The 22,293-nt window shown below is 71.0% G+C and carries 25 protein-coding genes and 1 pseudogene; 6 read left to right on the top strand and 20 right to left on the bottom strand.

Annotation, left to right across the window (positions count from 1 at the left end; genetic code table 11):
- Nucleotides 1-63: 63 nt before the first annotated feature.
- From ABZZ38_RS00285 to ABZZ38_RS00265, 5 genes are all read right to left on the bottom strand, one after another.
- Complete coding sequence (locus tag ABZZ38_RS00285) at nucleotides 64-363, bottom strand: DUF4229 domain-containing protein (RefSeq protein WP_356734270.1); 300 nt, start codon at nucleotides 361-363, stop codon at nucleotides 64-66.
- Nucleotides 364-427: 64 nt separating this feature from the next.
- Nucleotides 428-955 (bottom strand): GNAT family N-acetyltransferase, encoded by a 528-nt coding sequence (locus tag ABZZ38_RS00280; protein WP_356734269.1) that lies wholly within the window; start codon nucleotides 953-955, stop codon nucleotides 428-430.
- Between the two features lie 19 nt (nucleotides 956-974).
- A complete protein-coding gene (locus tag ABZZ38_RS00275) occupies nucleotides 975-1,637 on the bottom strand; it encodes a UdgX family uracil-DNA binding protein (protein ID WP_356734268.1) in 663 nt (220 codons plus the stop codon).
- Nucleotides 1,638-1,710: 73 nt separating this feature from the next.
- Nucleotides 1,711-2,874 (bottom strand): aminofutalosine synthase MqnE, encoded by a 1,164-nt coding sequence (mqnE, locus tag ABZZ38_RS00270; RefSeq protein WP_356734267.1) that lies wholly within the window; start codon nucleotides 2,872-2,874, stop codon nucleotides 1,711-1,713.
- 91 nt (nucleotides 2,875-2,965) lie between these two features.
- A complete protein-coding gene (locus tag ABZZ38_RS00265; RefSeq protein WP_356734266.1) occupies nucleotides 2,966-3,421 on the bottom strand; it encodes an Lrp/AsnC family transcriptional regulator in 456 nt (151 codons plus the stop codon).
- A gap of 115 nt (nucleotides 3,422-3,536) precedes the next feature.
- On the opposite strand from ABZZ38_RS00265, the gene ABZZ38_RS00260 reads away from it, so the two are divergent.
- Entirely contained in the window at nucleotides 3,537-3,692 is a 156-nt protein-coding gene (locus tag ABZZ38_RS00260; RefSeq protein WP_356734265.1) for a hypothetical protein, read from the top strand.
- A 28-nt stretch (nucleotides 3,693-3,720) separates the two neighbouring features.
- On the opposite strand, the gene ABZZ38_RS00255 is transcribed toward ABZZ38_RS00260, so the two are convergent.
- From ABZZ38_RS00255 to ABZZ38_RS00240, 4 genes are read right to left on the bottom strand one after another with little or no spacing between them, the layout of a single operon-like run.
- Nucleotides 3,721-4,392 carry a UbiX family flavin prenyltransferase gene (locus ABZZ38_RS00255; RefSeq protein WP_356734263.1) on the bottom strand — a complete coding sequence of 224 codons (672 nt, stop codon included), beginning with the start codon at nucleotides 4,390-4,392 and terminating at the stop codon, nucleotides 3,721-3,723.
- A 41-nt stretch (nucleotides 4,393-4,433) separates the two neighbouring features.
- Entirely contained in the window at nucleotides 4,434-5,366 is a 933-nt protein-coding gene (mqnP, locus tag ABZZ38_RS00250) for a menaquinone biosynthesis prenyltransferase MqnP (protein ID WP_356734262.1), read from the bottom strand.
- Entirely contained in the window at nucleotides 5,366-5,836 is a 471-nt protein-coding gene (locus tag ABZZ38_RS00245) for a hypothetical protein (RefSeq protein WP_356734261.1), read from the bottom strand. Before ABZZ38_RS00245 ends, mqnP begins: the two co-directional genes overlap by 1 nt.
- Complete coding sequence (locus ABZZ38_RS00240) at nucleotides 5,833-7,284, bottom strand: menaquinone biosynthesis decarboxylase (RefSeq protein ID WP_356734260.1); 1,452 nt, start codon at nucleotides 7,282-7,284, stop codon at nucleotides 5,833-5,835. The genes ABZZ38_RS00245 and ABZZ38_RS00240 overlap by 4 nt, the downstream gene beginning before the upstream one ends.
- 195 nt (nucleotides 7,285-7,479) lie before the next feature.
- On the opposite strand from ABZZ38_RS00240, the gene ABZZ38_RS00235 reads away from it, so the two are divergent.
- The gene (locus tag ABZZ38_RS00235; protein WP_356734259.1) at nucleotides 7,480-7,899 is read left to right on the top strand and encodes a PLD nuclease N-terminal domain-containing protein; all 420 of its coding nucleotides are present in this window, start codon (nucleotides 7,480-7,482) and stop codon (nucleotides 7,897-7,899) included.
- An 88-nt stretch (nucleotides 7,900-7,987) separates the two neighbouring features.
- Here ABZZ38_RS00235 and ABZZ38_RS00230 read toward each other — a convergent pair whose 3' ends face one another.
- The 8 genes and pseudogenes from ABZZ38_RS00230 to hemL all read right to left on the bottom strand — a co-directional run bounded on the left by ABZZ38_RS00230 (nucleotide 7,988) and on the right by hemL (nucleotide 16,348).
- Nucleotides 7,988-8,500: an SRPBCC domain-containing protein gene (locus ABZZ38_RS00230; RefSeq protein WP_356734258.1), complete on the bottom strand. Its 513-nt coding sequence runs from the start codon at nucleotides 8,498-8,500 to the stop codon at nucleotides 7,988-7,990.
- A 37-nt stretch (nucleotides 8,501-8,537) separates the two neighbouring features.
- The gene (ccsB, locus tag ABZZ38_RS00225; RefSeq protein ID WP_356734257.1) at nucleotides 8,538-9,626 is read right to left on the bottom strand and encodes a c-type cytochrome biogenesis protein CcsB; all 1,089 of its coding nucleotides are present in this window, start codon (nucleotides 9,624-9,626) and stop codon (nucleotides 8,538-8,540) included.
- Complete coding sequence (locus tag ABZZ38_RS00220; protein ID WP_356734255.1) at nucleotides 9,623-11,344, bottom strand: cytochrome c biogenesis protein ResB; 1,722 nt, start codon at nucleotides 11,342-11,344, stop codon at nucleotides 9,623-9,625. Before ABZZ38_RS00220 ends, ccsB begins: the two co-directional genes overlap by 4 nt.
- A 4-nt stretch (nucleotides 11,345-11,348) precedes the next feature.
- Nucleotides 11,349-12,086, bottom strand: a complete 738-nt coding sequence (locus tag ABZZ38_RS00215) for a cytochrome c biogenesis CcdA family protein (RefSeq protein WP_356734254.1) — start codon at nucleotides 12,084-12,086, stop codon at nucleotides 11,349-11,351.
- A 144-nt stretch (nucleotides 12,087-12,230) separates the two neighbouring features.
- Nucleotides 12,231-12,833: pseudogene (locus ABZZ38_RS00210) on the bottom strand (TlpA disulfide reductase family protein); the annotation flags it as partial.
- A gap of 67 nt (nucleotides 12,834-12,900) precedes the next feature.
- Entirely contained in the window at nucleotides 12,901-14,151 is a 1,251-nt protein-coding gene (locus tag ABZZ38_RS00205) for a hypothetical protein (protein WP_356734253.1), read from the bottom strand.
- Nucleotides 14,152-14,342: 191 nt separating this feature from the next.
- The gene (locus ABZZ38_RS00200; RefSeq protein WP_356734252.1) at nucleotides 14,343-15,044 is read right to left on the bottom strand and encodes a histidine phosphatase family protein; all 702 of its coding nucleotides are present in this window, start codon (nucleotides 15,042-15,044) and stop codon (nucleotides 14,343-14,345) included.
- Complete coding sequence (gene hemL / locus ABZZ38_RS00195; protein ID WP_356734251.1) at nucleotides 15,041-16,348, bottom strand: glutamate-1-semialdehyde 2,1-aminomutase; 1,308 nt, start codon at nucleotides 16,346-16,348, stop codon at nucleotides 15,041-15,043. The genes ABZZ38_RS00200 and hemL overlap by 4 nt, the downstream gene beginning before the upstream one ends.
- A 306-nt stretch (nucleotides 16,349-16,654) precedes the next feature.
- Here hemL and ABZZ38_RS00190 point away from each other — a divergent pair, with 306 nt between their 5' ends.
- Nucleotides 16,655-17,341 (top strand): hypothetical protein, encoded by a 687-nt coding sequence (locus ABZZ38_RS00190; protein WP_356734250.1) that lies wholly within the window; start codon nucleotides 16,655-16,657, stop codon nucleotides 17,339-17,341.
- A gap of 383 nt (nucleotides 17,342-17,724) precedes the next feature.
- Here ABZZ38_RS00190 and ABZZ38_RS00185 read toward each other — a convergent pair whose 3' ends face one another.
- The gene (locus tag ABZZ38_RS00185; protein ID WP_356734249.1) at nucleotides 17,725-18,420 is read right to left on the bottom strand and encodes a type 1 glutamine amidotransferase domain-containing protein; all 696 of its coding nucleotides are present in this window, start codon (nucleotides 18,418-18,420) and stop codon (nucleotides 17,725-17,727) included.
- Nucleotides 18,421-18,549: 129 nt separating this feature from the next.
- Here ABZZ38_RS00185 and ABZZ38_RS00180 point away from each other — a divergent pair, with 129 nt between their 5' ends.
- Complete coding sequence (locus ABZZ38_RS00180) at nucleotides 18,550-19,572, top strand: LysR family transcriptional regulator (RefSeq protein ID WP_356734248.1); 1,023 nt, start codon at nucleotides 18,550-18,552, stop codon at nucleotides 19,570-19,572.
- Nucleotides 19,573-19,591: 19 nt separating this feature from the next.
- On the opposite strand, the gene ABZZ38_RS00175 is transcribed toward ABZZ38_RS00180, so the two are convergent.
- Nucleotides 19,592-20,023, bottom strand: a complete 432-nt coding sequence (locus ABZZ38_RS00175) for a hypothetical protein (protein WP_356734247.1) — start codon at nucleotides 20,021-20,023, stop codon at nucleotides 19,592-19,594.
- Between ABZZ38_RS00175 and ABZZ38_RS00170 the strand changes: the two genes are divergently transcribed.
- The gene (locus ABZZ38_RS00170; RefSeq protein ID WP_356734246.1) at nucleotides 20,022-20,546 is read left to right on the top strand and encodes a GNAT family N-acetyltransferase; all 525 of its coding nucleotides are present in this window, start codon (nucleotides 20,022-20,024) and stop codon (nucleotides 20,544-20,546) included. The genes ABZZ38_RS00175 and ABZZ38_RS00170 overlap by 2 nt on opposite strands.
- Before the next feature lie 292 nt (nucleotides 20,547-20,838).
- Nucleotides 20,839-21,573 (top strand): Mut7-C RNAse domain-containing protein, encoded by a 735-nt coding sequence (locus ABZZ38_RS00165; RefSeq protein ID WP_356734245.1) that lies wholly within the window; start codon nucleotides 20,839-20,841, stop codon nucleotides 21,571-21,573.
- Between the two features lie 83 nt (nucleotides 21,574-21,656).
- Here the strand turns inward: ABZZ38_RS00165 and ABZZ38_RS00160 are convergent, their stop codons facing one another.
- Nucleotides 21,657-22,244, bottom strand: coding sequence for a TetR family transcriptional regulator (locus ABZZ38_RS00160; protein WP_356734244.1), 588 nt, complete (start codon nucleotides 22,242-22,244; stop codon nucleotides 21,657-21,659).
- Nucleotides 22,245-22,293: the final 49 nt, after the last annotated feature.

Raw genomic sequence — 22,293 nt, 5'->3', positions numbered from 1 at the left:
CGCGGCTTCGGCACGGGGGCGCGGCGGATACGTGGGCTACGTCACTCGACGCCGCCGGGGCGGTCACCGGACGGCGGTGTCCTCCTGGGACCGGTTGGCCTCCAGCCGCGCCTTCGCGCTGTCGACCTTCTCGACGATCCGGGCGGACATCGCGTCACGCTGCTTGCGCAGCAGGACGAAGCTGAGCGGCGCCGAGATCACGATCGCGAGCAGCAGCACCCACAGCAGGTTGGAGTCGCCCAGACCGCGCGGCAGCACCCCCACGTACACCAGTCCCCATAGGGCGAGGAAGCAGCCGGCGAAGATGCCGAAGCGCATGAGGGTGTACCGGATCGTGGCGCTCGTCCTGGCAGAAGCGGACACGGCGGGACCTTCTTCCTACTCGCTTGCTTGCCCCTCAAGTGAAGCACGCGCCGGATGGATCATTTCAGCGGGTGAGCGGCAGATACATGATGACGTCGTCACGGTCGTCCCCCTCGGCGACGCGGATCGCGTCGGGTACGCGCCCGACCTCCTTGTAGCCGCACGAGGCGTAGAACGCTTCGAGCCCGTGGCCGCCGCGGCAGGTGAGCCGTATCGCCTCGATGCCGTCGAAGCCGCGCACGGCCGTCTCGGTCGCGGCCAGCAGGTCCCGCCCGTACCCCTTGCCCTGGTGCCGGGGGTGCACCATCACCGTGTACAGCCACACCCAGTGCTTCATCAGCCGGTGCGCGTTGTACGCGATGAACGCCGTCGCGGCGACGGCGCCCTCCTCGTCGTAGCCGACCACGGCCCGCATGCGTCCCTCGGCCAGGGCGGTGAGGTGCTTGAGCAGTTCGGGCCGGACGTCGTCGGCGGTCACGGGCGGTACGAAGCCGACGGCGCCGCCCGCGTTGGAGACGTCCGTCCACAGGGCGAGGATGCCGTCGCGCGCTGCGGGGTCGATCGGCGGGGCGAGTTGGAAGGTCAGCGGCATGCCGTCGACGATAAACGGCTCAGCTCAGCGCCCGGGCGGCCATCCGCAGGTCGGACACCAGGCCCTCGTACACCGCCTCGCGGTCGTCGGCGCGCAGCACGGCCGACGGGTGGATGGTGGCGAGCAGGCTCTCGCCGCGGTCCTCGTACGGCAGGAGGATGCCGCGCTGCCTGGTCACCCGGAACGACGAGCCGAGCAGCGCCTTCCCGGCGGTCGCGCCGAGCGCGACGATGATCTCGGGGTCCACGAGCCGCACTTCGGCGTCGAGCCACGGCTTGCAGGCGGTCATCTCGCGCAGGCTGGGCGACTTGTGGATACGGCGCTTGCCGCGCTCGGGGACGACCTCGAACTTGAAGTGCTTGACGGCGTTGGTCGTGTACGTGTCGCCGGGGTCGATCCCCGCCTCGTCCAGGGCACGGTCCAGGAGCTTCCCGGCGGGCCCGACGAACGGCGCGCCCTGCCGGTCCTCCTGGTCGCCCGGCTGCTCGCCGACGAGCAGGACGCGGGCGTGGGTGTTGCCGGCCCCGAAGACGGTCCGGGTGGCGTCGCGGTGCAGTGGGCACCCCCGGCACCCGGCGGCGGCCTCCCGCAGCGCCTCGATCCCTCCCCGCGCGGGCAGGAACGGCTCCGCGGTGTACGCGTCCTCCGGCGCTGCCGGGGTACGGCCCGTGCGGCTGACCATGCGCCCCGGGTACCCGCCGGAGGCGCGCGCGAACACGGGGGCCGGGCGGTGGTGGAGCCCCGCCCCCGGTGGGTCAGACGCGCATCGGCTGCGGGGACTCGCGGCGGTCCGGGTCCGGGCCCGGGTACTCGCGGATGATCTCGTAGCGCGTGTTGCGCTCCACCGGGCGGAAGCCGGCGTCCCGGATCAGGTCCAGCAGGTCCTCGCGGCTCAGCTTGTTGGGCGTGCCGTAGTTGTCGGCGTCGTGCGTGATCTTGTACTCGACGACCGAGCCGTCCATGTCGTCCGCGCCGTGCTGGAGTGCGAGCTGCGCGGTCTGCACGCCGTGCATGACCCAGAAGACCTTGACGTGCGGGACGTTGTCGAACAGCAGCCGCGAGACCGCGAAGGTCTTCAGGGCCTCCGCTCCCGTGGCCATCGTCGTCCGCGCCTGCAGGCGGTTGCGGATCTTGCCGTCCTTCATGTCCACGAAGTCGTGCTGGTAGCGCAGCGGGATGAAGACCTGGAAACCGCCGGTCTCGTCCTGGAGCTCACGCAGCCGCAGCACGTGGTCCACGCGGTGGCGGGGCTCCTCGATGTGGCCGTACAGCATCGTGCACGGGGTCTTCAGGCCCTTCTCGTGCGCGAGGCGGTGGATCCGCGACCAGTCCTCCCAGTGGGTGCGGTGGTCCACGATGTGCTGACGGACCTCCCAGTCGAAGATCTCCGCGCCACCGCCGGTCAGCGACTCCAGACCGGCCTCGATCAGCTCGTCGAGGATGTCGGAGGCGGACATCCCGGAGATCGTCTCGAAGTGGTGGATCTCGGTCGCCGTGAAGGCCTTCAGGGAGACGTTCGGCAGCGCCTTCTTCAGCTCGCTCAGGGAGCGCGGGTAGTACCGCCACGGCAGGTTCGGGTGGAGCCCGTTGACGATGTGCAGCTCGGTGAGGCTGTCGTTCTCCATCGCCTTGGCGAGGCGGACGGCCTCCTCGATGCGCATGGTGTACGCGTCCTTCTCGCCCGGCTTGCGCTGGAAGGAGCAGTACGCGCACGACGCGGTGCACACGTTCGTCATGTTGAGGTGCCGGTTGACGTTGAAGTGCACGACGTCGCCGTTCTTGCGCGTGCGCACCTCGTGGGCGAGACCGCCGAGCCAGGCCAGGTCGTCCGACTCGTAGAGGGCGATGCCGTCCTCGCGGGTCAGCCGCTCCCCGGAACGGACCTTCTCCTCCAGCTCGCGCTTGAGCCCCGCGTCCATACGGCCGCCTCCCATACCTGTGTCAATCGGGCTCCCCCACCGTACTCCCCCGTGTTTTCCCGGCGGGGGCGGCCCCGTCGGCGGTCGCGCGTCAGTCCCCCTCGGGCAGATCGCCCACCCGGTTCTCCCACTTCGTCGAGAGCACGATCGTCGTCCGCGTGCGGGAGACGCCCTTGGTGCCCGACAGCCGGCGGATGGTCTTCTCCAGGCCGTCCACGTCCGTGGCGCGCACCTTGAGCATGTACGAGTCGTCGCCCGCGATGAACCAGCAGTCCTCGATCTCGGCCAGGTCCTTCAGCCGGCGCGCGACGTCCTCGTGGTCGGCGGCGTCGGAGAGCGAGATGCCGATCAGCGCCGTGACGCCGAGGCCCAGCGAGGCGGAGTCGACGGTGGCGCGGTAGCCCGTGATGACGCCCGCCGCCTCCAGGCGATTGATGCGGTCGGTGACGGAGGGCCCGGAGAGGCCCACGAGCCGGCCGAGCTCGGCGTACGAGGCCCTGCCGTTCTCCCGCAGGGCCTGGATGAGCTGCCTATCCACGGCGTCCATATGCCTGAAGCCTTCCATTGTCCAGCGAAACCGCGCGTATGAGTGTAGAATCTAAGGCAATGCAGGGTCGACACCCTGCGAATCATTCAATTGAACAAAGACGATCCGTCAGGAGTTGACCCTCATCGTGTACACGATCGAGATGGCCTACGCCCACATGCGCTCCCTGCAGGAGCTGGCCAACCGCTCGCGTGCCCACCAGCCGCAGGCCGCCCGCCGCGCCGACGAGGCCGCCGCCCGCGCCACCTCGCGCCGCGCCCGCAAGCGCTGATCATCACCCCGGGAGCACCCGGTCCGTCCTAGCCCCGCTGGGGTGACCCCCGGCCGAGCTCTCCCTTCCACCGGCGGTACAGCTCGTGCGGCACCTCCGCCGCGTCGAGCACCCGCCCCGCGACGAAGTCCACCAGATCCTGGATGTGCGTCGCGCCCGCGTAGAACGCCGGAGAGGCGGGCAGCACCACGGCGCCCGCCTCGTCCAGCGCCACCAGATGCCTCAGCGTCTGCCCGTTCAGCGGGGTCTCCCGCACCGCCACCACGAGCCTGCGCCGCTCCTTCAGCGTGACGCTCGCCGCCCGCTGCAACAGGTCCTTCGACAGCCCGAGCGCCACCCCGGCCACGCACGCGGTGGACGCGGGCACGATCAGCATCCCCTTGACCGGGTACGACCCCGACGACGGCCCCGCGGCCAGGTCACCGGCCGCCCAGTGCCGTACGTCCGTCACGTCCACCCGGAACGTGCCGGGCTTGCCGTCCGCACCCCGCGCCAGCCACTCCCGCAGGTCCTCCCGCCAGTGCGCGTCGCGGAAGGCGATCCCCGTCTCGTCGAGCAGCGTCAGCCGCGACGCGCGGGACACCACCAGATCCACGCTCTCGCCCGCCGCGAGCAATCCGCGCAGCACGGCGGCGGCGTACGGGGTTCCCGACGCCCCGGACACCCCCACGACCCAGGGAACGCGCTTGCCGACAGTCATACGCCGAGCCTATCCGGCGTCACGGCGCCCGAGGACGCAGGTCAGGACGGTGACCAGGGGGTCAGGCCCCGAACGACGAGATCGAGCAGGGCACACACGAACAGGGCGATGCCGATGAAGCCGTTGACGGTGAAGAACGCCCTGTTCAGGCGGGACAGGTCGTGCGGGCGGACGATCGTGTGCTCGTAGACGAAGGCGACGGCCACGATGGCCAGGCCCGCCCAGAAGAACGCCCCCGCGCCGGTGGCCAGCGCGTACCAGACCAGCAGGGCGGTGGTCACCCCATGGGCACCCCGCGCCCCGTACAGCGCCGCCGGGATGCCGAAGCGGGCCGGGACCGACCTCACCCCGTGTGCGCGATCCGCCTGGACGTCCTGGCAGGCGAAGATCAGGTCGAAGCCGCCGATCCACACGCCGACGGCGAGGCCCAGTATCACCGCGTCCCACGACCAGGCCCCGGTGACCGCGATCCACGCGCCGACCGGGCCCATGGCCTGGGCCAGGCCCAGGATGGCGTGCGGGAAGTTCGTGAACCGCTTCCCGTAGGGATAGACCACCATCGGTACGACCGCGAGCGGCGCGAGCGCCAGGCACAGCGGGTTGAGCAGCGCCGCCGCGCCGAGGAAGACCACGAGTGCCACCAGCGCGCCGGTCCACGCGGACCGCACCGACACGGCGCCGGTGACGATCTCGCGGTTCGCGGTGCGCGGGTTACGGGCGTCGATCTCGCGGTCGATGACGCGGTTGCAGGCCATCGCGAAGGTCCGCAGGCCCACCATCGCGACGGTGACCAGCAGCAGTTCGAACCAGTGGACGCTCCGGTCGGCCCGGAACATCGCGGTGAGCGAGGCGATGTACGCGAAGGGCAGCGCGAAGACCGAGTGCTCGATCATCACCAGGCGCAGGAAGGCCTTCACCTTCCCGGCCGGCCGCGGCGCGGGGCCGGAACCCACGACGCCGTCGGTGGTCGTCATCATCCGAGGCTCCCGAGGAACGCGTCGAGGTCGGCCAGCAGCCCGGTGACGGACACGGGGCCCGTCTCCACGGTCAGCTCCGTCTCGGGGTCGTCGGGCGGGGTGACGCGCGCCGTGAAGGCGTACGCGCCCTCGCAGGCGGGACGGGCCTCCAGGCGCAGCACGGCGCCGCCGTCGACGGTGAACGGCCCGGACGCCGCCGCCAGCTCGGCGCGCAGCCGCTCGGCGAAACCGGCCGGCTCGGAGTCGCGCACACCGGGCAGTTCGAAGCCGTCGCCCTCGCCGTCGGTCTCACAGAGGACCGCCCAGATGTCTCCGGGACCCGCGAACTCCTCGGGCGCCACGCCCGCCTGCTCGGCGGCCAGCCGGACGCCCGGGTCGGCCGGGTCGAGCTCGGGGCGCACCAGGGCCACGTAGTCGGTGTCGGTGCCGATGAAGAGGGCCGGGCCGCCGGGGGCGATGGGGCTCACAGGCCGTACTCCTTCCAGCGGCGGTCCACCAGCGCCGCCGTCGCCGGGTCCGACTCGACCATGTCCGGCCAGCCGCCGTCGCGGGTGTAGCCCTCCTCGGGCCACTTCCTCGTGGCGTCGATGCCCGCCTTGCCGCCCCAGAACTGCTGGTAGGAGGCGTGGTCCAGGTGGTCCACCGGGCCCTCGACGACCGTCAGGTCACGGGCGTAGTCGGTGTTGCCCAGCGCCCGCCACGACACCTCGTGCATGTTGCGGACGTCGCAGTCGGCGTCGACGATCACGATGAGCTTGGTCAGCGACATCATGTGCGCGCCCCAGATGGCGTGCATGACCTTCTGCGCGTGCTTGGGGTACTTCTTCTCGATCGAGACGATCGCGCAGTTGTGGAAACCGCCCGACTCCGGCAGGTGGTAGTCCACGATGTCCGGCACGATGATCTTCAGCAGCGGCAGGAAGAAACGCTCCGTCGCACGGCCGAGCGGACCGTCCTCCGTCGGCGGCCGGCCCACCACGATCGACTGGAGCAGCGGACGCTTGCGCATCGTCACGCAGTCGATCGTCAGCGCGGGGAACGGCTCCTGCGGCGTGTAGAAGCCGGTGTGGTCGCCGAACGGCCCCTCCGGCAGCATCTCGCCGGGCTCCAGCCAGCCCTCCAGGACGACCTCGGCCTGCGCCGGGACCTGGAGCGGCACGGTCTTGCAGTCGACCATCTCGATCCGCTTGCCCTGGAGGAAGCCGGCGAACAGGTACTCGTCGATGTCCTCCGGCAGCGGCGCCGTCGAGGCGTACGTCACGGCCGGCGGCGCCCCGAAGGCGATCGCGACCGGCAGCCGCTCCCCGCGCCGTGCGGCCACCTGGTAGTGGTTGCGGCTGTCCTTGTGGATCTGCCAGTGCATGCCGATCGTGCGCTTGTCGTGGCGCTGGAGCCGGTACAGGCCGAGGTTGCGGATGCCGTTCTCGGGGTGCTTGGTGTGGGTCAGGCCCAGGTTGAAGAAGGACCCGCCGTCCTTGGGCCAGGTGAAGAGGGCCGGGAGCCTGTCGAGGTCCACGTCGTCGCCCCGCACCACGACCTCCTGCACGGGCGCGTCCTTGACCTTCCTCGGCGGCACGTGCGTCATCGCGCCCAGCTTGCCGAACGCCTCCCGCACGCCCACGAAACCGTGCGGCAGCTCGGGCTTGAGCAGCCCGCCGATCTTCGCGCTGATCTCGTCGTACGACTTCAGTCCCAGCGCCTTGAGCAGCCGCCGGTCCGTCCCGAAGACGTTCATCGCGAGCGGCATCGACGAGCCGCGCACGTTCTCGAAGAGCAGCGCCGGACCGCCGGACTTCTGGACCCGGTCGACGATCTCCCCGACCTCCAGATGGGGGTCGACTTCGGCCTTGATGCGCTTGAGGTCGCCTTCGCGCTCCAGCGCCCTGAGCAGCGAGCGGAGATCGTCGTAAGCCATGGCCCCAGTATGTCCGAGCCTGACCCGTCGGCCCGCCCCGGGGGCGGGCGGTCCCCGCCGGGGCTCCGGCGGCCGTGCCGCGCGGCGGCCGTGCGGTGCAGCGGCCGGGATGGCACAGCCGCCACCGGCTACGCTGGCCTTGTCACCAGGGCTGCCGGAACGCGGCCCGCCGATGCTTCCAGGGGGCTGTCCCACATGCTCAGGGCACTGCTGTACATCCTGCCGCTGGCGCTGACGATCTACGCGTTCATCGACTGCCTGAACACCCCCGAGGACGAGGCAAAGCACCTCCCCAAGCTGGCCTGGATCTTCATCATCCTGCTCTTCTGGGTCGTCGGGCCGATCGTCTGGTTCGCCGCCGGGAAGACGCGGCACGCCACGGCGGGTGGCCGCACGCCGTCCGCGTGGCACCGCGCCCACCGCTCGCAGTGGGTGGCGCCGGACGACAACCCGGAGTTCCTGGAGTCGCTGCGCGACGAGGCCGCCTCTGCCGAGGAACGGGACGAGTCGCTCCTGAAGGACTGGGAAGCCGACCTGCGCCGCCGCGAGGAGGAGCTGAAGAAGCGCGAGCAGGACGGCGACGACGACCCGGAGCACGACGGCCCCAAGCAGTAGAAGGCGGCCCGAAGCGGTAAAGGCGCGAAGCAGCAAAAGGCCCGAAGCGGTAACAGGCGCGGCGAGGAAGACGGGCCCTGCCCGAGTCCTAGGTCGCGTCGAAGTCCCGCGCCTCGTACCGGTCGCGCAGCTCCTGCCAGCGCTCGCGGGACCAGGCCGACCAGTCGGCCGGCTTCCCCTCCAGCGCGTCGACCAGGTACGTGAAGTGGTCGTGCCAGCCCGTCAGGCGGTCCAGCCGCACGTCGTCGGTGCCCCGGAACTCGTTGGCGAAGCGCAGCACGGTCGTGTCCGGCGCGCCGCCCGGCTCCAGGTGCAGCCGGATCCGGCCGTGGACGTCGACGGTGTACTCGACGATCCGCTCCACGTCCCACGCGGTGACCGTGCCGGACACCACGGTGTCCGTGTTCGGCCAGCGCAGGGTGACGGCCCCGCCGAGGTGCGCTTCCAGTACCTCGGCGACGGCGAGCCAGCCGCGCAGCCCGCCGGGCGTGGAGACGGCGAGCCAGACTCGCTGCACGGGGTGGTCCAGACCCACCGCGAACCGCACGATGTGCGTGTCGCCGCGGGTCTCGGTCGTGCCGGGAGGGATGGGATCGGCCATGTATCCAGGCTCGCGCGGTCCCCCGCCCGGCGCTACCTCAGACGCCCGCGTAGGAGTGCTTGCTGCTCACGAAGATGTTGACGCCGTAGTAGTTGAAGAGCCAGCAGCCGAAGGCGATGAGCGCGATGTACGCGGCCTTGCGGCCCTTCCAGCCGGCCGTGGCGCGGGCGTGGAGGTACGCGGCGTACGCGACCCAGGTGATGAACGACCACACTTCCTTGGCGTCCCAGCCCCAGTAGCGGCCCCACGCGTCACCGGCCCAGATCGCACCGGCGATGATCGTGAAGGTCCACAGGGGGAACACCGCCGCGTTGACGCGGTACGCGAACTTGTCCAGGCTCGCGGCGGCCGGCAGCCGCTCCAGCACGGAGCGGGCGAAGCCGTTCGGCGTGCCGCCGGCCGCGAGCCTGCTCTCGTACGCGTCGCGGAAGAGGTAGAGCAGGGTGGCGACCGCGCCCAGGTAGAAGACGGCGCCGCAGAAGATCGCCGTGGAGACGTGGATCCACAGCCAGTACGAGTGGAGCGCCGGGACGAGCTGGTCGCTCTCGGTGTAGAGCCAGGTGGTGGCGATGCCGAGGTCGAGCAGGACCGTGGTGACCAGCGGCAGGCCCATCCAGCGGACGTTCTTCCTCGCGACCAGGAAGCCGAGGTACGCGCCGACCGCCACCGTCGAGAAGGTGGTGGAGAACTCGTACATGTTGCCCCAGGGGGCCCGCTGCACCGACATCGCGCGGGTGACCACGCCCGCGGCCTCGACGAGGAAGGCGAGCGTGGTCAGGGAGACCGCGATCCGCCCGTACAGGTCGCCCTGCTCGTCACCGCCCGCGGCGCCGGGGCCGTCCGGTACGTCACGGGCGCCGGCGGCGGCACGCGTGATGACCTTCGGCTGGTCGAGGACGGCGGTGGCGCCGCCCTGGCGCCGGACCTGTACCGCGGGGGCCGCGGTCGCGCTCGTGGTTCCGGTCGTGGTCAGCGCGGCTGCCGTGCGGCCGACCTTGCTGCGGCTGCCCAGGACCCACTCGGCGATGTGCGCCAGGAAGGCGAGGGTGTAGACGGCCATCGAGGAGTAGATGAGCACATTGCTCATCTGCGCCAGGCTCTCGTTGGTCGCGGCGGCGAGATTCACTTCTCAGCCCCTTCGGCAGGTGCTTCATCGGCTACGTCGGGCGCGGTCGGCGCCACGGAATGGAGTAGGGCCGCCAGATCGGCCAGTTCCTCGGGGAGCTTCGCGGACTCGCTCCGCCCCAGCCCCGCCATCTCGACCACGGTCAGCCCCCCGGTGGAGGCGTCACCGCGTACGGCGCGGACCCAGACCCGGCGGCGCTGGATGAACAGCGAGCCGACCAGTCCGGCGATCGCGGCGATCGCGCCCGCGAGGGCGAGTCCGTTGCCGGGCTGCTGCGAGATCTGGAAGCTGGCCCACTCCTTGATCTCCTTCTCGAAGGTGATCGAGCCCGCCCCGTCCGGCAGTGTCATGGTCTCGCCGGGCAGCAGCGACTTCTTGAAGATGTCACCGCTCGCGGTCTTGAACGGCTTCATCTTGCGGGTGTCCAGCTGGTACACGTTCTGCGGCATGCCGCCGTCGACCCGCAGGTCGCCGTGGTAGGCGCTCAGGTTGAGCACGGGGTAGGCCAGCCCGGGGAAGGTGGAGAACATCTGCCCCTTGCCCTTGCCCGCGTACGTCGGGACGAAGAAGGCGGGGAAGCCGAGCTGGTCCCTCTTGCCGTTCCGGTCCCGGTAGCCGTCCATCACCTTGATCACGCCGGTGGAGGTGACGTTGTTGTCGATCGGCAGGAGCGGGACGGCGCCCTTGTAGACCTCGTTGCCCTTGCCGTCGCGGACGGTGACGACCGGCGCGTACCCGTGCGAGATCAGGTAGACCTTCGAGCCGTCGATCTCCAGCGGCTCGTTGACCCGGATGACGCCCTTCTTCTCCGGGCCGCCGGCCTTGGAGTACGTGACGTCCGCCTCGAACGTGCGGGGCGTGCCGCGCTGCGGGCCGCTCGTCTCGTATGTGCCGGTGAAGCTGTTCAGGGTGAAGCTGAACGGCACGAGCTCGTCCGTGCTGAACAGGGGGCCGGACTTGAAGTCGTCGTACTGGGTGAGCGTGTTGGAGAAGCCGTCCTCCTCGACGATCAGCTTGCCGCCCTCGGACTTGAACAGCTGCCCGGCCGCGAAGGCCACCAGCATGACGATGAGCGCGACGTGGAAGAGCAGGTTGCCGACCTCGCGCAGGTAGCCCTTCTCGGCGGCGACGGCGTCTCCCGCCGTGTGGGCCCGGAACCGCCGCTTCTTCAGCAGGGCGAGCGCGGCCTCGCGCACCTCCTCCGGGCCGGCCTCGGTGCGCCACGTCGTGTACACCGGCATGCGGGTCAGCCGGCTGGGCGCGGCGGGCGGGCGCCCGCGCAGCTGGCCGACGAACTGCCAGGTGCGGGGCACGATGCAGCCGATGAGCGAGACGAACAGCAGGATGTAGATCGCCGAGAACCACACCGAGCTGTAGACGTCGAAGAGCTGGAGCCTGTCGTAGATCGGCGCCAGGACGTCGTGCTGCTCCTTGAAGGTGCGCACCTTCAGCTCGTCGGCGCTGTTCTGCGGGATGAGCGAACCGGGGATGGCGCCGAGGGAGAGCAGGAAGAGCAGGATCAGCGCGACCCGCATGGAGGTCAGCTGGCGCCAGAACCAGCGGATCCAGCCGATGACGCCGAGCGTCGGCCCGCCGGCGAGCTCCTCCTTGGGAGCGGTGGAGAGCTGGGCCGTGGCCGCCGCGTCGGCGGCGTCCCGCTGCTGGGACGCCGCCGTCGAAGTCGTCGCCGCCGTCGTCGTCGTCTCAGTCTTGCTCATCGCACTAGATCCCCACCTGGAAGCCTTCGGACCAGCCCTGCATCTCCTGCACCAGGGTGTCCCACGCGCCTGTGAGCAGCAGCAGACCGGTCGCGATCATCATGCCGCCGCCGATCCGCATCACCCACGCATAGTGCCGCTTGACCCACGTGAACGCGCCCAGCGCCTTGCGGAAGGCGACCGCGGCGAGCACGAACGGCAGGCCGAGACCGAGGCAGTACGCGAAGGTCAGCAGTGCCCCGCGGCCCGCGCTGGCCTCGTTGGCGGCGAGGAAGTTGACGGAGGTGAGCGTCGGCCCCAGGCACGGCGTCCAGCCGATGCCGAAGAGCGCGCCGAGCAGCGGCGCGCCGGCCAGGCCCGTCACCGGCCGGCGGTGGAAGCGGTACTCGCGCTGGGTGAACCACGGCATGAGCCCCATGAAGAAGGCGCCCATGAGGATCATGAGCACACCGAGCACGGTGGTGAGCGTCTCGCGGTGCGCCTGGAGGGTCCAGCCGAAGTAGCCGAACAGCGCCCCGCCCGAGACGAAGACGACGGAGAAGCCGAGCACGAACAGGCCCGCCCCGGCGGCCATCCGGCCGCGCCGGGCGTCGGCGAGGTCGGTGCCGGTGACGCCTGTCACGTACGAGAGGTAGCCGGGTACGAGCGGCAGGACGCACGGCGAGAAGAACGAGACCAGGCCTCCGAGCACGGCGATGGGCAGGGCGAGCAGGAGCGCCCCGTTGACGACCGTCTCGTTCATTTACTCGCCGGCCTTCGCGCCGGAGTCCGCGCCGGGTTCGGCGCCCGTCTTCGCGGCAGGCTTCGCGCCGGGCTCGGCAGCGGGCTTGGCGTCGGTCGTCCCGGCGGGCTTGGCGTCGGGCTTGGCGTCGGTCGCCCCGGCGGGCTTCTCGGCCACCAGCGGGTCGATCATCGAGCGCAGCTTCTCCTCGCTCAGCGCCATCAGGGCCCGCGCGGCGATCTTCCCGTCGCGGTCGAGCACGAGGGTGGAGGGGATGGACTGAGGGGGCAGGGTGCCCTTGGGGAAGGCGTTGAGGATGAGTTTGCCGGCCGGGTCGTACAGGCTCGGGTACGCGACCCCGTAGTCCTTCTCGAAGGCGAGGGCGGGCTGCTTGTTGGGGTCGCGGGTGTTGATGCCGACGAACTCCACGCCCTGCGGCTTGAGCTCCTTGGCGACCTTGGCGAAGTGCGTGGCCTCGGCGCGGCACGGCGGGCACCAGGAGCCCCAGACGTTGAGGACGACCACCTTGCCCTTGAGGTCGGCGACGTCGAGCCGCGAGCCGTCGAGCGTCTCGCCCGCCAGGTTGTGGGGAGAGGTGCGCTCGCCCTTGGCGATGGTGGAGATACCGCCGGTGTTGGTGACGAAGTTGGTGTCGCCGCCACCGCCGGACTTTCCGGTGGAGTCGCCGCTGCACGCGGAGAGCGTGAGCGCGGCCGCCAGGACGCCGGTGGCCAGCAGGGTGCCTCGGGGGGCGCGGCTAAGGCTCATGTGAAAAGTTTCGCATGAGCGTTCCGGGGATCTTCCGCGCCCCCCTGGGTGCCCGTAAAGCACCTTGTCAGGAAACGGTGAGGAAGGTCTTCCAGCCACCCGCCGGCGATTGTCCGACCTCCAGCGTACGGAGCTTGGCGATGATCTTGGGGTCCTGGACGTCCAGCCAGTCGACGAACTGCTTGAACGACACCAGCCGGACGTCCTTCTTTCCGGCCATGCCCTTGAGCGCTTCCTCGACGGCGTCCATGTAGATGCCGCCGTTCCACTGCTCGAAGTGGTTGCCGATGAAGAAGGGCGCGCGATTCGATTCGTACGCCCGCCGGAATCCGGCGAGATAGGCGTCGGTGGCCTGCTTCTTCCACTCGGGATAGCGGGACGGCATGCCCTTGGTCGTGTTCTTCGACTGGTTGGCGAGCATGTTGTAGTCCATGGACAGCACTTCGAAGGAGTGTCCGGGGAACGGCACCTGCTGCAGCGGCAGGTCCCAGATGCCCTGGCGTTCGGTGGGCCACTTCTGGTGGCCGCCGGGCGAGCTGGCGTCATAGCGCCAGCCCAGCTTCCTGGCGGTGGGCAGCAGGTTGTCCTGGCCGAGGAGGCAGGGGGTGCGGGCGCCGACGAGCTCCTTGCGGTAGTCGAAGGGCAGCGGGTCGAGGTCGGTCCAGCCGCTGTTGGTCTTCCACTCCGTGACGAATTTCACCGCCTGGTCGATTTCGCTCTGCCAGTCGGCGGGAGTCCACTTCTCGACCGATCCGGAGCCCGCGCAGAAATGTCCGTTGAAGTGGGTGCCGATCTCGTGTCCGTCGAGCCAGGCCTGGCGGACGTACTTCAGGGTCTGCTTGATGTGGTCGTCGGTGAGGTAGCCGATGTCGGAGGCGCCGACGCGGTTGTTCGGCGGGCGGTAGAGGGTTTTCTTCGATTCGGGCAGGAGATACAGCCCGGAGAGGAAGAAGGTCATGGCCGCGCCGTGGTCCTTGGCCAGTTCGAGGAAACGGGGAAAGAGGCCATTGCCGACCTCTCCCGCCCCGTCCCAGGAGAAGATGACGAACTGCGGCGGGGTCTCACCCGGTTCGAGGGGGACGGGCCGCTCGGGCTGGTGGGGCTGCTTTCCGGTGTCGGACGTGGAGCCGTCGCCTATGAGCCGTCCCTGCGGCTTGCCGGGCGGGTTCCCCCGGCCGTCGTCACCGCCGGCCCGGACGGGCCGCTGCGCCCCGGCGTCGCCCTTGCCGCCGCCGTCAGGGCCGCATCCGGCGATTCCGATCGCGGCTGCGGCCCCAACTCCGGCTCCCAGCAATCCCCTTCGGCTGATCCCGCGCATATCGTTCCCATCCGCGCTCGCTTTTCGCCGGAAATGTCTTTCGATCCGGCAATGAGGGAGATGCGGAGAGGAACGCCAGGGTTCCAGGGGCGATCACATAATCTTCTCGGTGATCCGTTGACTACGGCTTCCATGATCCGTTGGCTACCGGTCCCGTGATCCGTTGGCTACGGGCTCCGTACGCCGGCCGGCTACGCGCCGAAAGCCTTCGTCTTCCCCTTCACCGGCTTGGCACCGGCCAGCAGATGCGCCGGCACCAGATCACGGGCCGGTTCGCTGTAACCCACGGAAACGATCCTGTCGCCGTGATAGGTGAAGGACGTCAGGGACGCCAGCGTGCACTGCCGCCGGCGCGGATCGTGCCAGAGCCGGCGCCGCTCGACGAAGCTGCGCACGATCCAGATCGGCAGCTGGTGGCTGACACAGACCGCCTCGTGGCCGCGTGCCGCGTCACGCGCCGCGTTCAGCGCCCCCATCATCCGTACGACCTGGTCGATGTACGGCTCGCCCCAGGAGGGCCGGAACGGGTTGGTCAGGTGCCGCCAGTTCGACGGCCGGCGCAGCGCGCCGTCGCCCACGCCGAAGGTCTTGCCCTCGAAGACGTTCCCGGCCTCGATCAGCCGCTCGTCCGTCACCAGCTCCAGGCCGTGCGACGAAGCGATCGGCTCGGCGGTCTCCTGGGCGCGCTCCAGCGGAGAGGCGACGACGTGCGTGATGTCACGCCCCGCCAGGTGCTCGGCGACCCGGTCGGCCATCTGGCGGCCGAGCTCGGAGAGGTGGTAGCCGGAGCGGCGCCCGTACAGGACGCCGTCCGGGTTGTGCACCTCACCGTGGCGCATCAGGTGAACGACCGTGATGTCACCGTCGTCACGGCTCTTCTGTCCCGTGCTCATGCCGTGGCCTCCGCGGCGGCCCGGGCGGCGCCCGGCAGAGCGGCGGCGATCCGCTCGATCGCGCGCTCGTCGTGGGCGGTGGACACGAACCACGACTCGAAGGCCGACGGCGGCAGGTAGACCCCCTGCGCCAGCATCGAGTGGAAGAACGCGTTGAAGCGGAACGCCTCCTGCTTCTTCGCGTCGTCGTAGTTCACGACCTCGGCGTCCGTGAAGAAGACGGAGAACATGTTGCTCGCCGTCTGCAGCCGGTGGGCGACACCCTCCTTGCCCAGCGCCTCGGAGACCAGGCCCCGGATCTCGCGCGAGACCGCGTCGACCTTCTCGTACGCCGCGTCGTCCAGCAGCCGCAGCTGCGCGAGCCCGGCGGCGGTGGCGATCGGGTTACCGGAGAGGGTGCCCGCCTGGTAGACGGGGCCGGCGGGCGCGAGGTGCGCCATGACGTCGGCACGGCCACCGAACGCCGCGGCCGGGAAGCCGCCGCCCATCACCTTGCCGAACGTCAGCAGGTCGGGGGCCACGCCGTCGACGCCGTACCAGCCGGCCTTCGACGTGCGGAAACCGGTCATGACCTCGTCGGAGATGTACAGCGCGCCGTTCTCGGCGCACAGCTCCTTCAGACCGGCGTTGAACCCGTCGCGCGGCGGGACCACGCCCATGTTGCCGGGCGACGCCTCGGTGATCACGCAGGCGATCTCGCCCGGGTTCGCGGCGAAGGCCTGGCGCACGGCCTCCAGGTCGTTGTACGGCAGGACGATCGTGTCGCCGGCCTGCGCGCCGGTGACACCCGGCGTGTCGGGCAGCCCGAACGTCGCCACGCCCGACCCGGCCGCCGCCAGCAGCGCGTCCACGTGCCCGTGGTAGCAGCCGGCGAACTTGACCACCTTGGCGCGGCCGGTGAAACCACGGGCCAGGCGGATCGCGGACATGGTCGCCTCGGTGCCGGACGACACCAGCCGTACCTGCTCGACCGGCGCGACCCGGTCCACGATCTCCTCGGCGAGCGCGACCTCGCCCTCCCCCGGCGTACCGAAGGACGTACCGCGCGCGACGGCCTCCTGCACGGCGGCGATCACCTCGGGGTGCGCGTGGCCGAGGATCATCGGGCCCCACGAGCAGACGAGGTCGACATATTCGCGCCCGTCCGCGTCCGTGAGGTACGGACCCGTACCGGACACCATGAACCGGGGCGTTCCGCCCACCGCTCGGAAGGCGCGTACGGGAGAGTTCACGCCACCGGGCGTCACCTGGGAAGCGCGGTCGAAAAGCGTCTGTGAGACTGGGGCTTCGTATGAATACGGCACTTTGGTCCTGACCTGCGAGAACGAGTGGACGGGAGGCAATCCGCCGACACGGCCGCCGCATGACGGCGATCGTGTTGACGTCTTACTGACGACCTGGCTGACAACCTTGTTTTACGACGGGGCGCCGGCCCTCCGCGTCTGCGAAACTGGGGCGTCATTGGGAAAGCTCACGGAAACCATGGTGTCAGAGGCCCGGACGTTCTTGCGGACAGGTGTTTCACCGCACGCGCGTGGGGGAGGTCACTGTCACGATGATCGGGTTGCGCGGCGGGGGCCGCGGTACCTAAAAAGCAGTCGGGTGGAGATATGCATCGCGGTGGCGGACTGGGTGAAGGGGCCGGCGATCTGGGTCCTGAGCCCGCCCGGCGGGGGAAGCACCGACGAGAGCGGGACAAACCCCTGGAGAACGGACCCGGCGGCATCCCCGGAGACTTCCCTGACCTCCCCGGCGGCGGGCGGGGGCCCGGCCCGTCCGGGCACGACCCGCGCGGGAGCAGGCCTCTGGGAAGCAGTCCGCTGGGAAGCGCTTCCGTGGGAAGCGGGGGTGGTCGGGGCATGGGCGTGACCTACAAGTACTTCGGCGCGCCCAACGGCGCCACGGCCGCGCGCGTACCGATCTCGATGCGCCCGGAGGAGCTCGGCGGCGACGAGCTCGGCATGGGCGGCATGTTCACCAAGATCAAGCCCGAGACGATAGCGGCGATGGTCCTCACCGGCATCCAGGGCATGCCGCTGCACAAGGTCCCGCCCCTGGAGCTGGTGGTCCTGCACCCGGACTACGCGGTGGTGAAGCTCCCGATGACGGCGGTCGACCCGCTGCGCGGCATCGGCGAGGAGTCGGTGGGCGCGGCGGCCTTCATATGGTCGACGGTCCCCGACCGCGGCGGCCCGCGGGACGCGTTCGACGTGTACCAGCTGCTGCACGAGTGGCAGGACTTCTCGCACCGGTTGCACGAGGCCGGGCACCAGCCGTACTGCCTGGTGTGGCCCTGAGCCACTGAGGCGGGACCGTTCCGGGCGCCCGGGCTTCCGGGCGCCTGGGGGCAGTCTTCCCGGCTTCCGGGCTACGGAGCCCCTGGGGTTCCGTTTTTCTGGACTTCCAGCGCCTTCCCGGCTTTCCCGGCTTTCCCGGCTTTCAGGGTGTTCGGGGCTGTCCCGGCCTTCGGGGGGCCGTCGGGCTTTCGCGCTTTTCGGCCTTCGGGCTTCGGGCTTCGGGCTTCGGGCCTTCGAAGCGTGCTGCCCTGCTGCGTGCCGCGTGCGCCGGACAGGCCTGACGCCCCGCACGCGGGGGCGTACGGGGCGTCGGGGGAGGTACGTGGCGCAGGGGGCCGGGTTGCCCCGTGCCGCAGGCCGGCGGCCGACGGCCGGCGATCGGGTCAGGCGAGCTTCTTCAGCAGCTCGGTGGCGACCGCCGCGGACGACGCCGGGTTCTGGCCGGTGACCAGGTTGCGGTCGACCACGACGTACGGCGCCCACGGCTCCCCTTCCCGGAAGTCCGCACCCGCTGCGACGAGGCGGTCCTGGAGCAGCCACGGGGCCTTGGCGGCGTGCCCGGCGAGAGTCTCCTCGGCGTTGGTGAACCCGGTCAGGCGGTAGTCGGCGAACGGAGACGAGCCGTCCTCCCCCACGGCGGCGAGCAGCGCGGCGGGCCCGTGGCAGACGACGCCGAGCGGCATGCCGGTCCGCAGGGCGAGGGTGATCAGCCTGCCGGAGTCGGCGTTGACGGCCAGGTCCTCCATGGGCCCGTGGCCACCGGGGTAGAACACGGCCGCGTAGTCGTCGAGACGGATGCCCTCGAGCGGAACCGGGTGGTGGAGTTCGGTGACGGACGCGAGGGCGCGGGCGAGCCTGTCGGCGGTCTCCTGGCCGCCGTTGGCCTCGGCGGAGAGGCTGGCCTCGTCCACGGGAGGGACGACGCCGCCGGGCGTGGCGATGACGACTTCGTGGCCCGCGGCCGTGAACGCCTCGTACGGGGCGACGGCCTCCTCGGCCCAGAAGCCGGTCGGGTGCTTGGTGCCGTCGGCGAGCGTCCAGTGGTCGCTGCCGGTCATCACGAAAAGGATCTTCGACATGGGTCGTGCCTCCGGGGTGGGGCGGTCGCTGACTCACTCGACGGTAGGACCTCCAGTCATAGGAATCCAATGACGAACATGATGTCTGCCATACGGGCGCCTATGGCGGGCGGACGTACAGTTCCCCGTGTGAGGCATCCGGATTCCGACGGGACCGCCGCGGCGACACCGCGCCCCTCCCCTCCCCGCTCTTCCTCCCCTTCTCCCTCCTCCGCGCCCGCTGCTGTCCGCCCGACCGGGACCGCGCAGCCGGACCTGAACCTCCTGCGGACCTTCCTCGCCGTGTACCGCTCCGGTTCCTTCACCGCCGCCGCGCACCTGCTGGGCCTGTCCCAGCCCACGGTGACCACGCAGATCCGCGCCTTGGAGCGGCAATCCGGGCGCGAGCTCTTCGAACGACAGCCGCGCGGAGTCACCCCCACCCCGGTGGCGGACGAGCTCGCCGCGCGTATCGCCGCGCCCCTGGACGCCCTCGCGGCCGTGACAGGACAGGCCGGCGGGCCGGGCTCCGCCGAGGGCGCTCCGGCCGAACCCGTCCACCTCGCCGGTCCGGCCGAGCTGTTGTGCGTCCGTGTCCTGCCCGCGTTGGCGCCGCTCGTCACCGACGGGGTGCGGCTGCGCGTCGCCACCGGTCTGACGGAGCCGCTGCTGGACGAGTTGCGCGCCGGCCGCCATGACCTGGTCATCTCCACCGTCCGCCCGCGCGGGCGGACGCTGACCGCCGTGCCCCTGATGGACGAGGAGTTCGTCCTGGTCGCCGCGCCCTCGTGGGCCGAGCGGCTCGCGGGGTGGCCGGCCGATGAGATCCCCGCCGCGCTGCACTCCGTACCCCTGATCACGTACGCCGAGGATCTGCCCATCGCGCGCCGCTACTGGCGCCACGTCTTCGGCAGACGCCTCACCTGCCGGGCCGCCGTCACCGTGCCCGACCTGCGCGGCGTCCTGGCCACGGTCGCGGCGGGCGCCGGCTTCACCGTGCTGCCCCGCTACCTGTGTCTCGACGAGCTCGCCTCGGGTGCGCTCGTACCGCTCCACGTGACCGACGACCCGCCCATCAACACCGGCTACCTCGTCCAGCGCCCCGGGACCTCCGACAACCCCCATGTCGCCCGGGTCCGTGATCACCTGCTCGGACTCGGCCGCACCTGGTGAAGGCCCTTCGGTCGGTGCGTCATGCGGTGAGCCGCAGCCGGGCCGGGGCGTCGGCGACGGTGCGGAAGAAGCGGGACGCCGAGCCTGCCGGCGAGGGCCCTTCGACGGTGTAGGCGTTCTTGTCGTCGTACGTCACGTCGACGATCGGATCCGGTTGTACGGCGCCGAGGGCGTCGTCCGTCGTGTCCTCGCCCGGCCCGAGGTACGGGACGGCCACGGGGGTCAAGGAACCGGCTTCGGCAGGGTCGATGACGTCACCGGCATGGGCGGAGCCGTACACCGCCGCCGGGCGGACCGAGGTGGCGCAAGACCTGTCCCGTGTCGTCCGCGCACTCCCGCACAGCCGCTGCCCTCCGCTTGCGTGGCCGGACTCCGCCCCCACCTCGGAGCCGATGACCACCCCGCACAGGACCGCCTCGGTGGCGGACCCCCGCCCTACAGTGAGGCGCATGACCGTACGGATCGAGGTGTGGTCGGAGCGGGACTTCGACCTGCTGCGCGCAGCCAACGCACCGGAGTTGATGGACTACCTGGGGGGACCGGAGACGGAGGAGCAGTTGGTCAAGCGCCACCAGCGGTACGTCGACCTGAGCGCGGCCCGGGCGGACGAGGGGCGGATGTTCCGGATCGTGCTGTTGCCGGAGGAGGTGCCGGTGGGGGTGATCGGCTTCTGGGAACAGACGTGGAACGGCGCGCGGGTGTACGAGACGGGGTGGACGGTGCTCCCCGGTTTCCAGGGGCGCGGGGTGGCGACGGGCGCGACGGCGCAGGTCATCGAGGAGGCGCGGGCAGCCCGGAAGCACCGGTATCTGCACGCCTTCCCGTCGGTGGACAACGCCGCGTCGAACGCGGTGTGCCGGAAGGCGGGGTTCGAACTGCGCGGCGAGTGCGACCTCGAATACCCGCCGGGGCACCCCCTGCGCAGCAACGACTGGCGCCTGGACCTCCGAGATCCGCTGAGCCGCTCCCTCTGAGCGGGGGTCGGGAGGCGGGAGCCGGTGAGCCGGGGGTCGGGAGCCGGGGGTCGGGAGGCGGGAGCCGGTGAGCCGGGAGCCGGGGGTCGGGACGCCGGAGTCCGGGGAGCCGAGGTCGGCAATCGGGAGCCGGAGTCCGGGACGCCGAGGTCGGCAATCGGGAGCCCGAGTCCGGGACGCCGGGGGCCGGCCGGAAGCCGGGGGGTCGGAAGCCGGGGGCGGTCTCCGGGGCGCCGGTGGGCGCGGTGAAATGACGTGGCCGGGCCGGCGGACCCGGTGGCATGCTGGCGGCGTGAACGGACCGGAGATCCACATCAGCTTCGCCCCCGAGCTGGACCTGTTCGTCCCGGCGTCGCGCCGTGGGGGCCGCACGACCGTGGTCACGGACGGCGCCTCGACGCTCGGGCATGTCGTCGAGTCGCTCGGCGTGCCGCTGACCGAGGCGGGCACGCTGCGGGTGGACGGCCACGCGGTCGCCACCTCGCACATCCCGGCCGACGGCGAGCACGTCGAGGTGCTGGGTCACGAACGCCCTCAGCCGGTCCCCGGTGCGCCGCTCCGGTTCCTGCTCGACGTCCATCTCGGCACGCTGGCACGCCGGTTGCGGTTGCTCGGCGTCGACGCGGCGTACGAGAGCGAGGACATCGGGGACGCGGCGCTGGCGGCCTGGTCGGCGAAGGGGCGGCGCGTGATGCTCTCACGCGACCGGGGTCTGTTGCGCCGCCGCGAGTTGTGGGCCGGGGCGTACGTCTACAGCGACCGGCCGGACGACCAACTGCGCGATGTGCTGGAGCGGTTCGCACCCCCGCTCGCCCCGTGGACGCGCTGCACCGCCTGCAACGGCGAGCTGGCCCACACGGACAAGGACGCCGTGCGCGAGCACCTGGAACAGGGCACGCAGCGGACGTACGACGTCTTCGCCCAGTGCACCGCCTGTCGCAGGGTGTACTGGCGCGGCGCGCACCACGCCCGCCTGGAGGCGATCGTCGAGAGCGCGCTGCGCGAATTCGGCGGCGCGGCGGCTTGAGCCGGCGCCCGGCCGTCCTGCTCCCGCGGCGCGCCGACCTCGCCGCGCCCCTCCTGGGACGATCCCGTCGCCCCGTCACCCCGTCACGGCCGCTCGGCCGTCAGGTACCGCTGAATCGTGGGCGCCAGCCAGGCGATCACCTCTTCCCGGGACATCTCGACGGCGGGCGGGAGGCGCAGCACATAGCGGGCCAGGGCCATGCCCAGAATCTGTGAGGCGGCGAGGGACGCACGGCGCGGGGCGTCAGCCGGGTCCGGGCAGACGCCGGCCGCTATCGGGCCCAGCTGGGCCTTGAACACCGCGCGCATACGCTCGGCGCCCGCGGCGTTGGTGACGCCGACCCGCAGGACGGCCGTGAGGATGTCGTCCTCTTCCCAGCGGTCGAGGAAGTGGGAGACGAGGACGGCGCCGATGTGCTTGGCGGGCAGCGCGCCGATCTGCGGCAGACGGAGGTCGATCTCGGAGGCGGCGGCGAAGAGCCCCTCCTTGTTGCCGTAGTAGCGCATCACCATCGACGGGTCGATGCCCGCGTCCCGGGCGATGGCCCGGATGGTGGCGCGCTCGTACCCGTCCTCGGCGAACCGCTCGCGGGCGGCGTCGAGGATCGCGGCGCGTGTGGCGTCCGAGCGGCGTGGGGCACTCGGGGTGTCGGCGGCGGCTTCCGTCATCATGCCAACAACTGTAGGCCAACAGGCGTTGACATACCAGACCCGCAGCCCC

Origin of the sequence: Streptomyces sp. NPDC006368, assembly GCF_040612535.1 — a bacterium.
In the GTDB taxonomy this organism is placed as follows: domain Bacteria; phylum Actinomycetota; class Actinomycetes; order Streptomycetales; family Streptomycetaceae; genus Streptomyces.
Note: the sequence above shows the minus strand (reverse complement) of the source record. Positions and strands in the feature narration are given on the sequence as shown.

Excerpts from the sequence above, each read along its gene's own strand:
- ABZZ38_RS00280 (WP_356734269.1), bottom strand. The coding sequence starts at position 955 with ATGCCGCTGACCTTCCAACTCGCCCCGCCGATCGACCCCGCAGCGCGC.
- ABZZ38_RS00275 (WP_356734268.1), bottom strand. The coding sequence starts at position 1,637 with ATGGTCAGCCGCACGGGCCGTACCCCGGCAGCGCCGGAGGACGCGTAC.
- mqnE (WP_356734267.1), bottom strand. The coding sequence starts at position 2,874 with ATGGACGCGGGGCTCAAGCGCGAGCTGGAGGAGAAGGTCCGTTCCGGG.
- ABZZ38_RS00265 (WP_356734266.1), bottom strand. The coding sequence starts at position 3,421 with ATGGACGCCGTGGATAGGCAGCTCATCCAGGCCCTGCGGGAGAACGGC.
- ABZZ38_RS00255 (WP_356734263.1), bottom strand. The coding sequence starts at position 4,392 with ATGACTGTCGGCAAGCGCGTTCCCTGGGTCGTGGGGGTGTCCGGGGCG.
- mqnP (WP_356734262.1), bottom strand. The coding sequence starts at position 5,366 with ATGACGACCACCGACGGCGTCGTGGGTTCCGGCCCCGCGCCGCGGCCG.
- ABZZ38_RS00240 (WP_356734260.1), bottom strand. The coding sequence starts at position 7,284 with ATGGCTTACGACGATCTCCGCTCGCTGCTCAGGGCGCTGGAGCGCGAA.
- ABZZ38_RS00235 (WP_356734259.1), top strand. The coding sequence starts at position 7,480 with ATGCTCAGGGCACTGCTGTACATCCTGCCGCTGGCGCTGACGATCTAC.
- ABZZ38_RS00230 (WP_356734258.1), bottom strand. The coding sequence starts at position 8,500 with ATGGCCGATCCCATCCCTCCCGGCACGACCGAGACCCGCGGCGACACG.
- ABZZ38_RS00220 (WP_356734255.1), bottom strand. The coding sequence starts at position 11,344 with ATGAGCAAGACTGAGACGACGACGACGGCGGCGACGACTTCGACGGCG.
- ABZZ38_RS00215 (WP_356734254.1), bottom strand. The coding sequence starts at position 12,086 with ATGAACGAGACGGTCGTCAACGGGGCGCTCCTGCTCGCCCTGCCCATC.
- ABZZ38_RS00205 (WP_356734253.1), bottom strand. The coding sequence starts at position 14,151 with ATGCGCGGGATCAGCCGAAGGGGATTGCTGGGAGCCGGAGTTGGGGCC.
- ABZZ38_RS00200 (WP_356734252.1), bottom strand. The coding sequence starts at position 15,044 with ATGAGCACGGGACAGAAGAGCCGTGACGACGGTGACATCACGGTCGTT.
- ABZZ38_RS00190 (WP_356734250.1), top strand. The coding sequence starts at position 16,655 with ATGCATCGCGGTGGCGGACTGGGTGAAGGGGCCGGCGATCTGGGTCCT.
- ABZZ38_RS00185 (WP_356734249.1), bottom strand. The coding sequence starts at position 18,420 with ATGTCGAAGATCCTTTTCGTGATGACCGGCAGCGACCACTGGACGCTC.
- ABZZ38_RS00170 (WP_356734246.1), top strand. The coding sequence starts at position 20,022 with ATGACCGTACGGATCGAGGTGTGGTCGGAGCGGGACTTCGACCTGCTG.
- ABZZ38_RS00175 (WP_356734247.1), bottom strand. The coding sequence starts at position 20,023 with ATGCGCCTCACTGTAGGGCGGGGGTCCGCCACCGAGGCGGTCCTGTGC.
- ABZZ38_RS00160 (WP_356734244.1), bottom strand. The coding sequence starts at position 22,244 with ATGATGACGGAAGCCGCCGCCGACACCCCGAGTGCCCCACGCCGCTCG.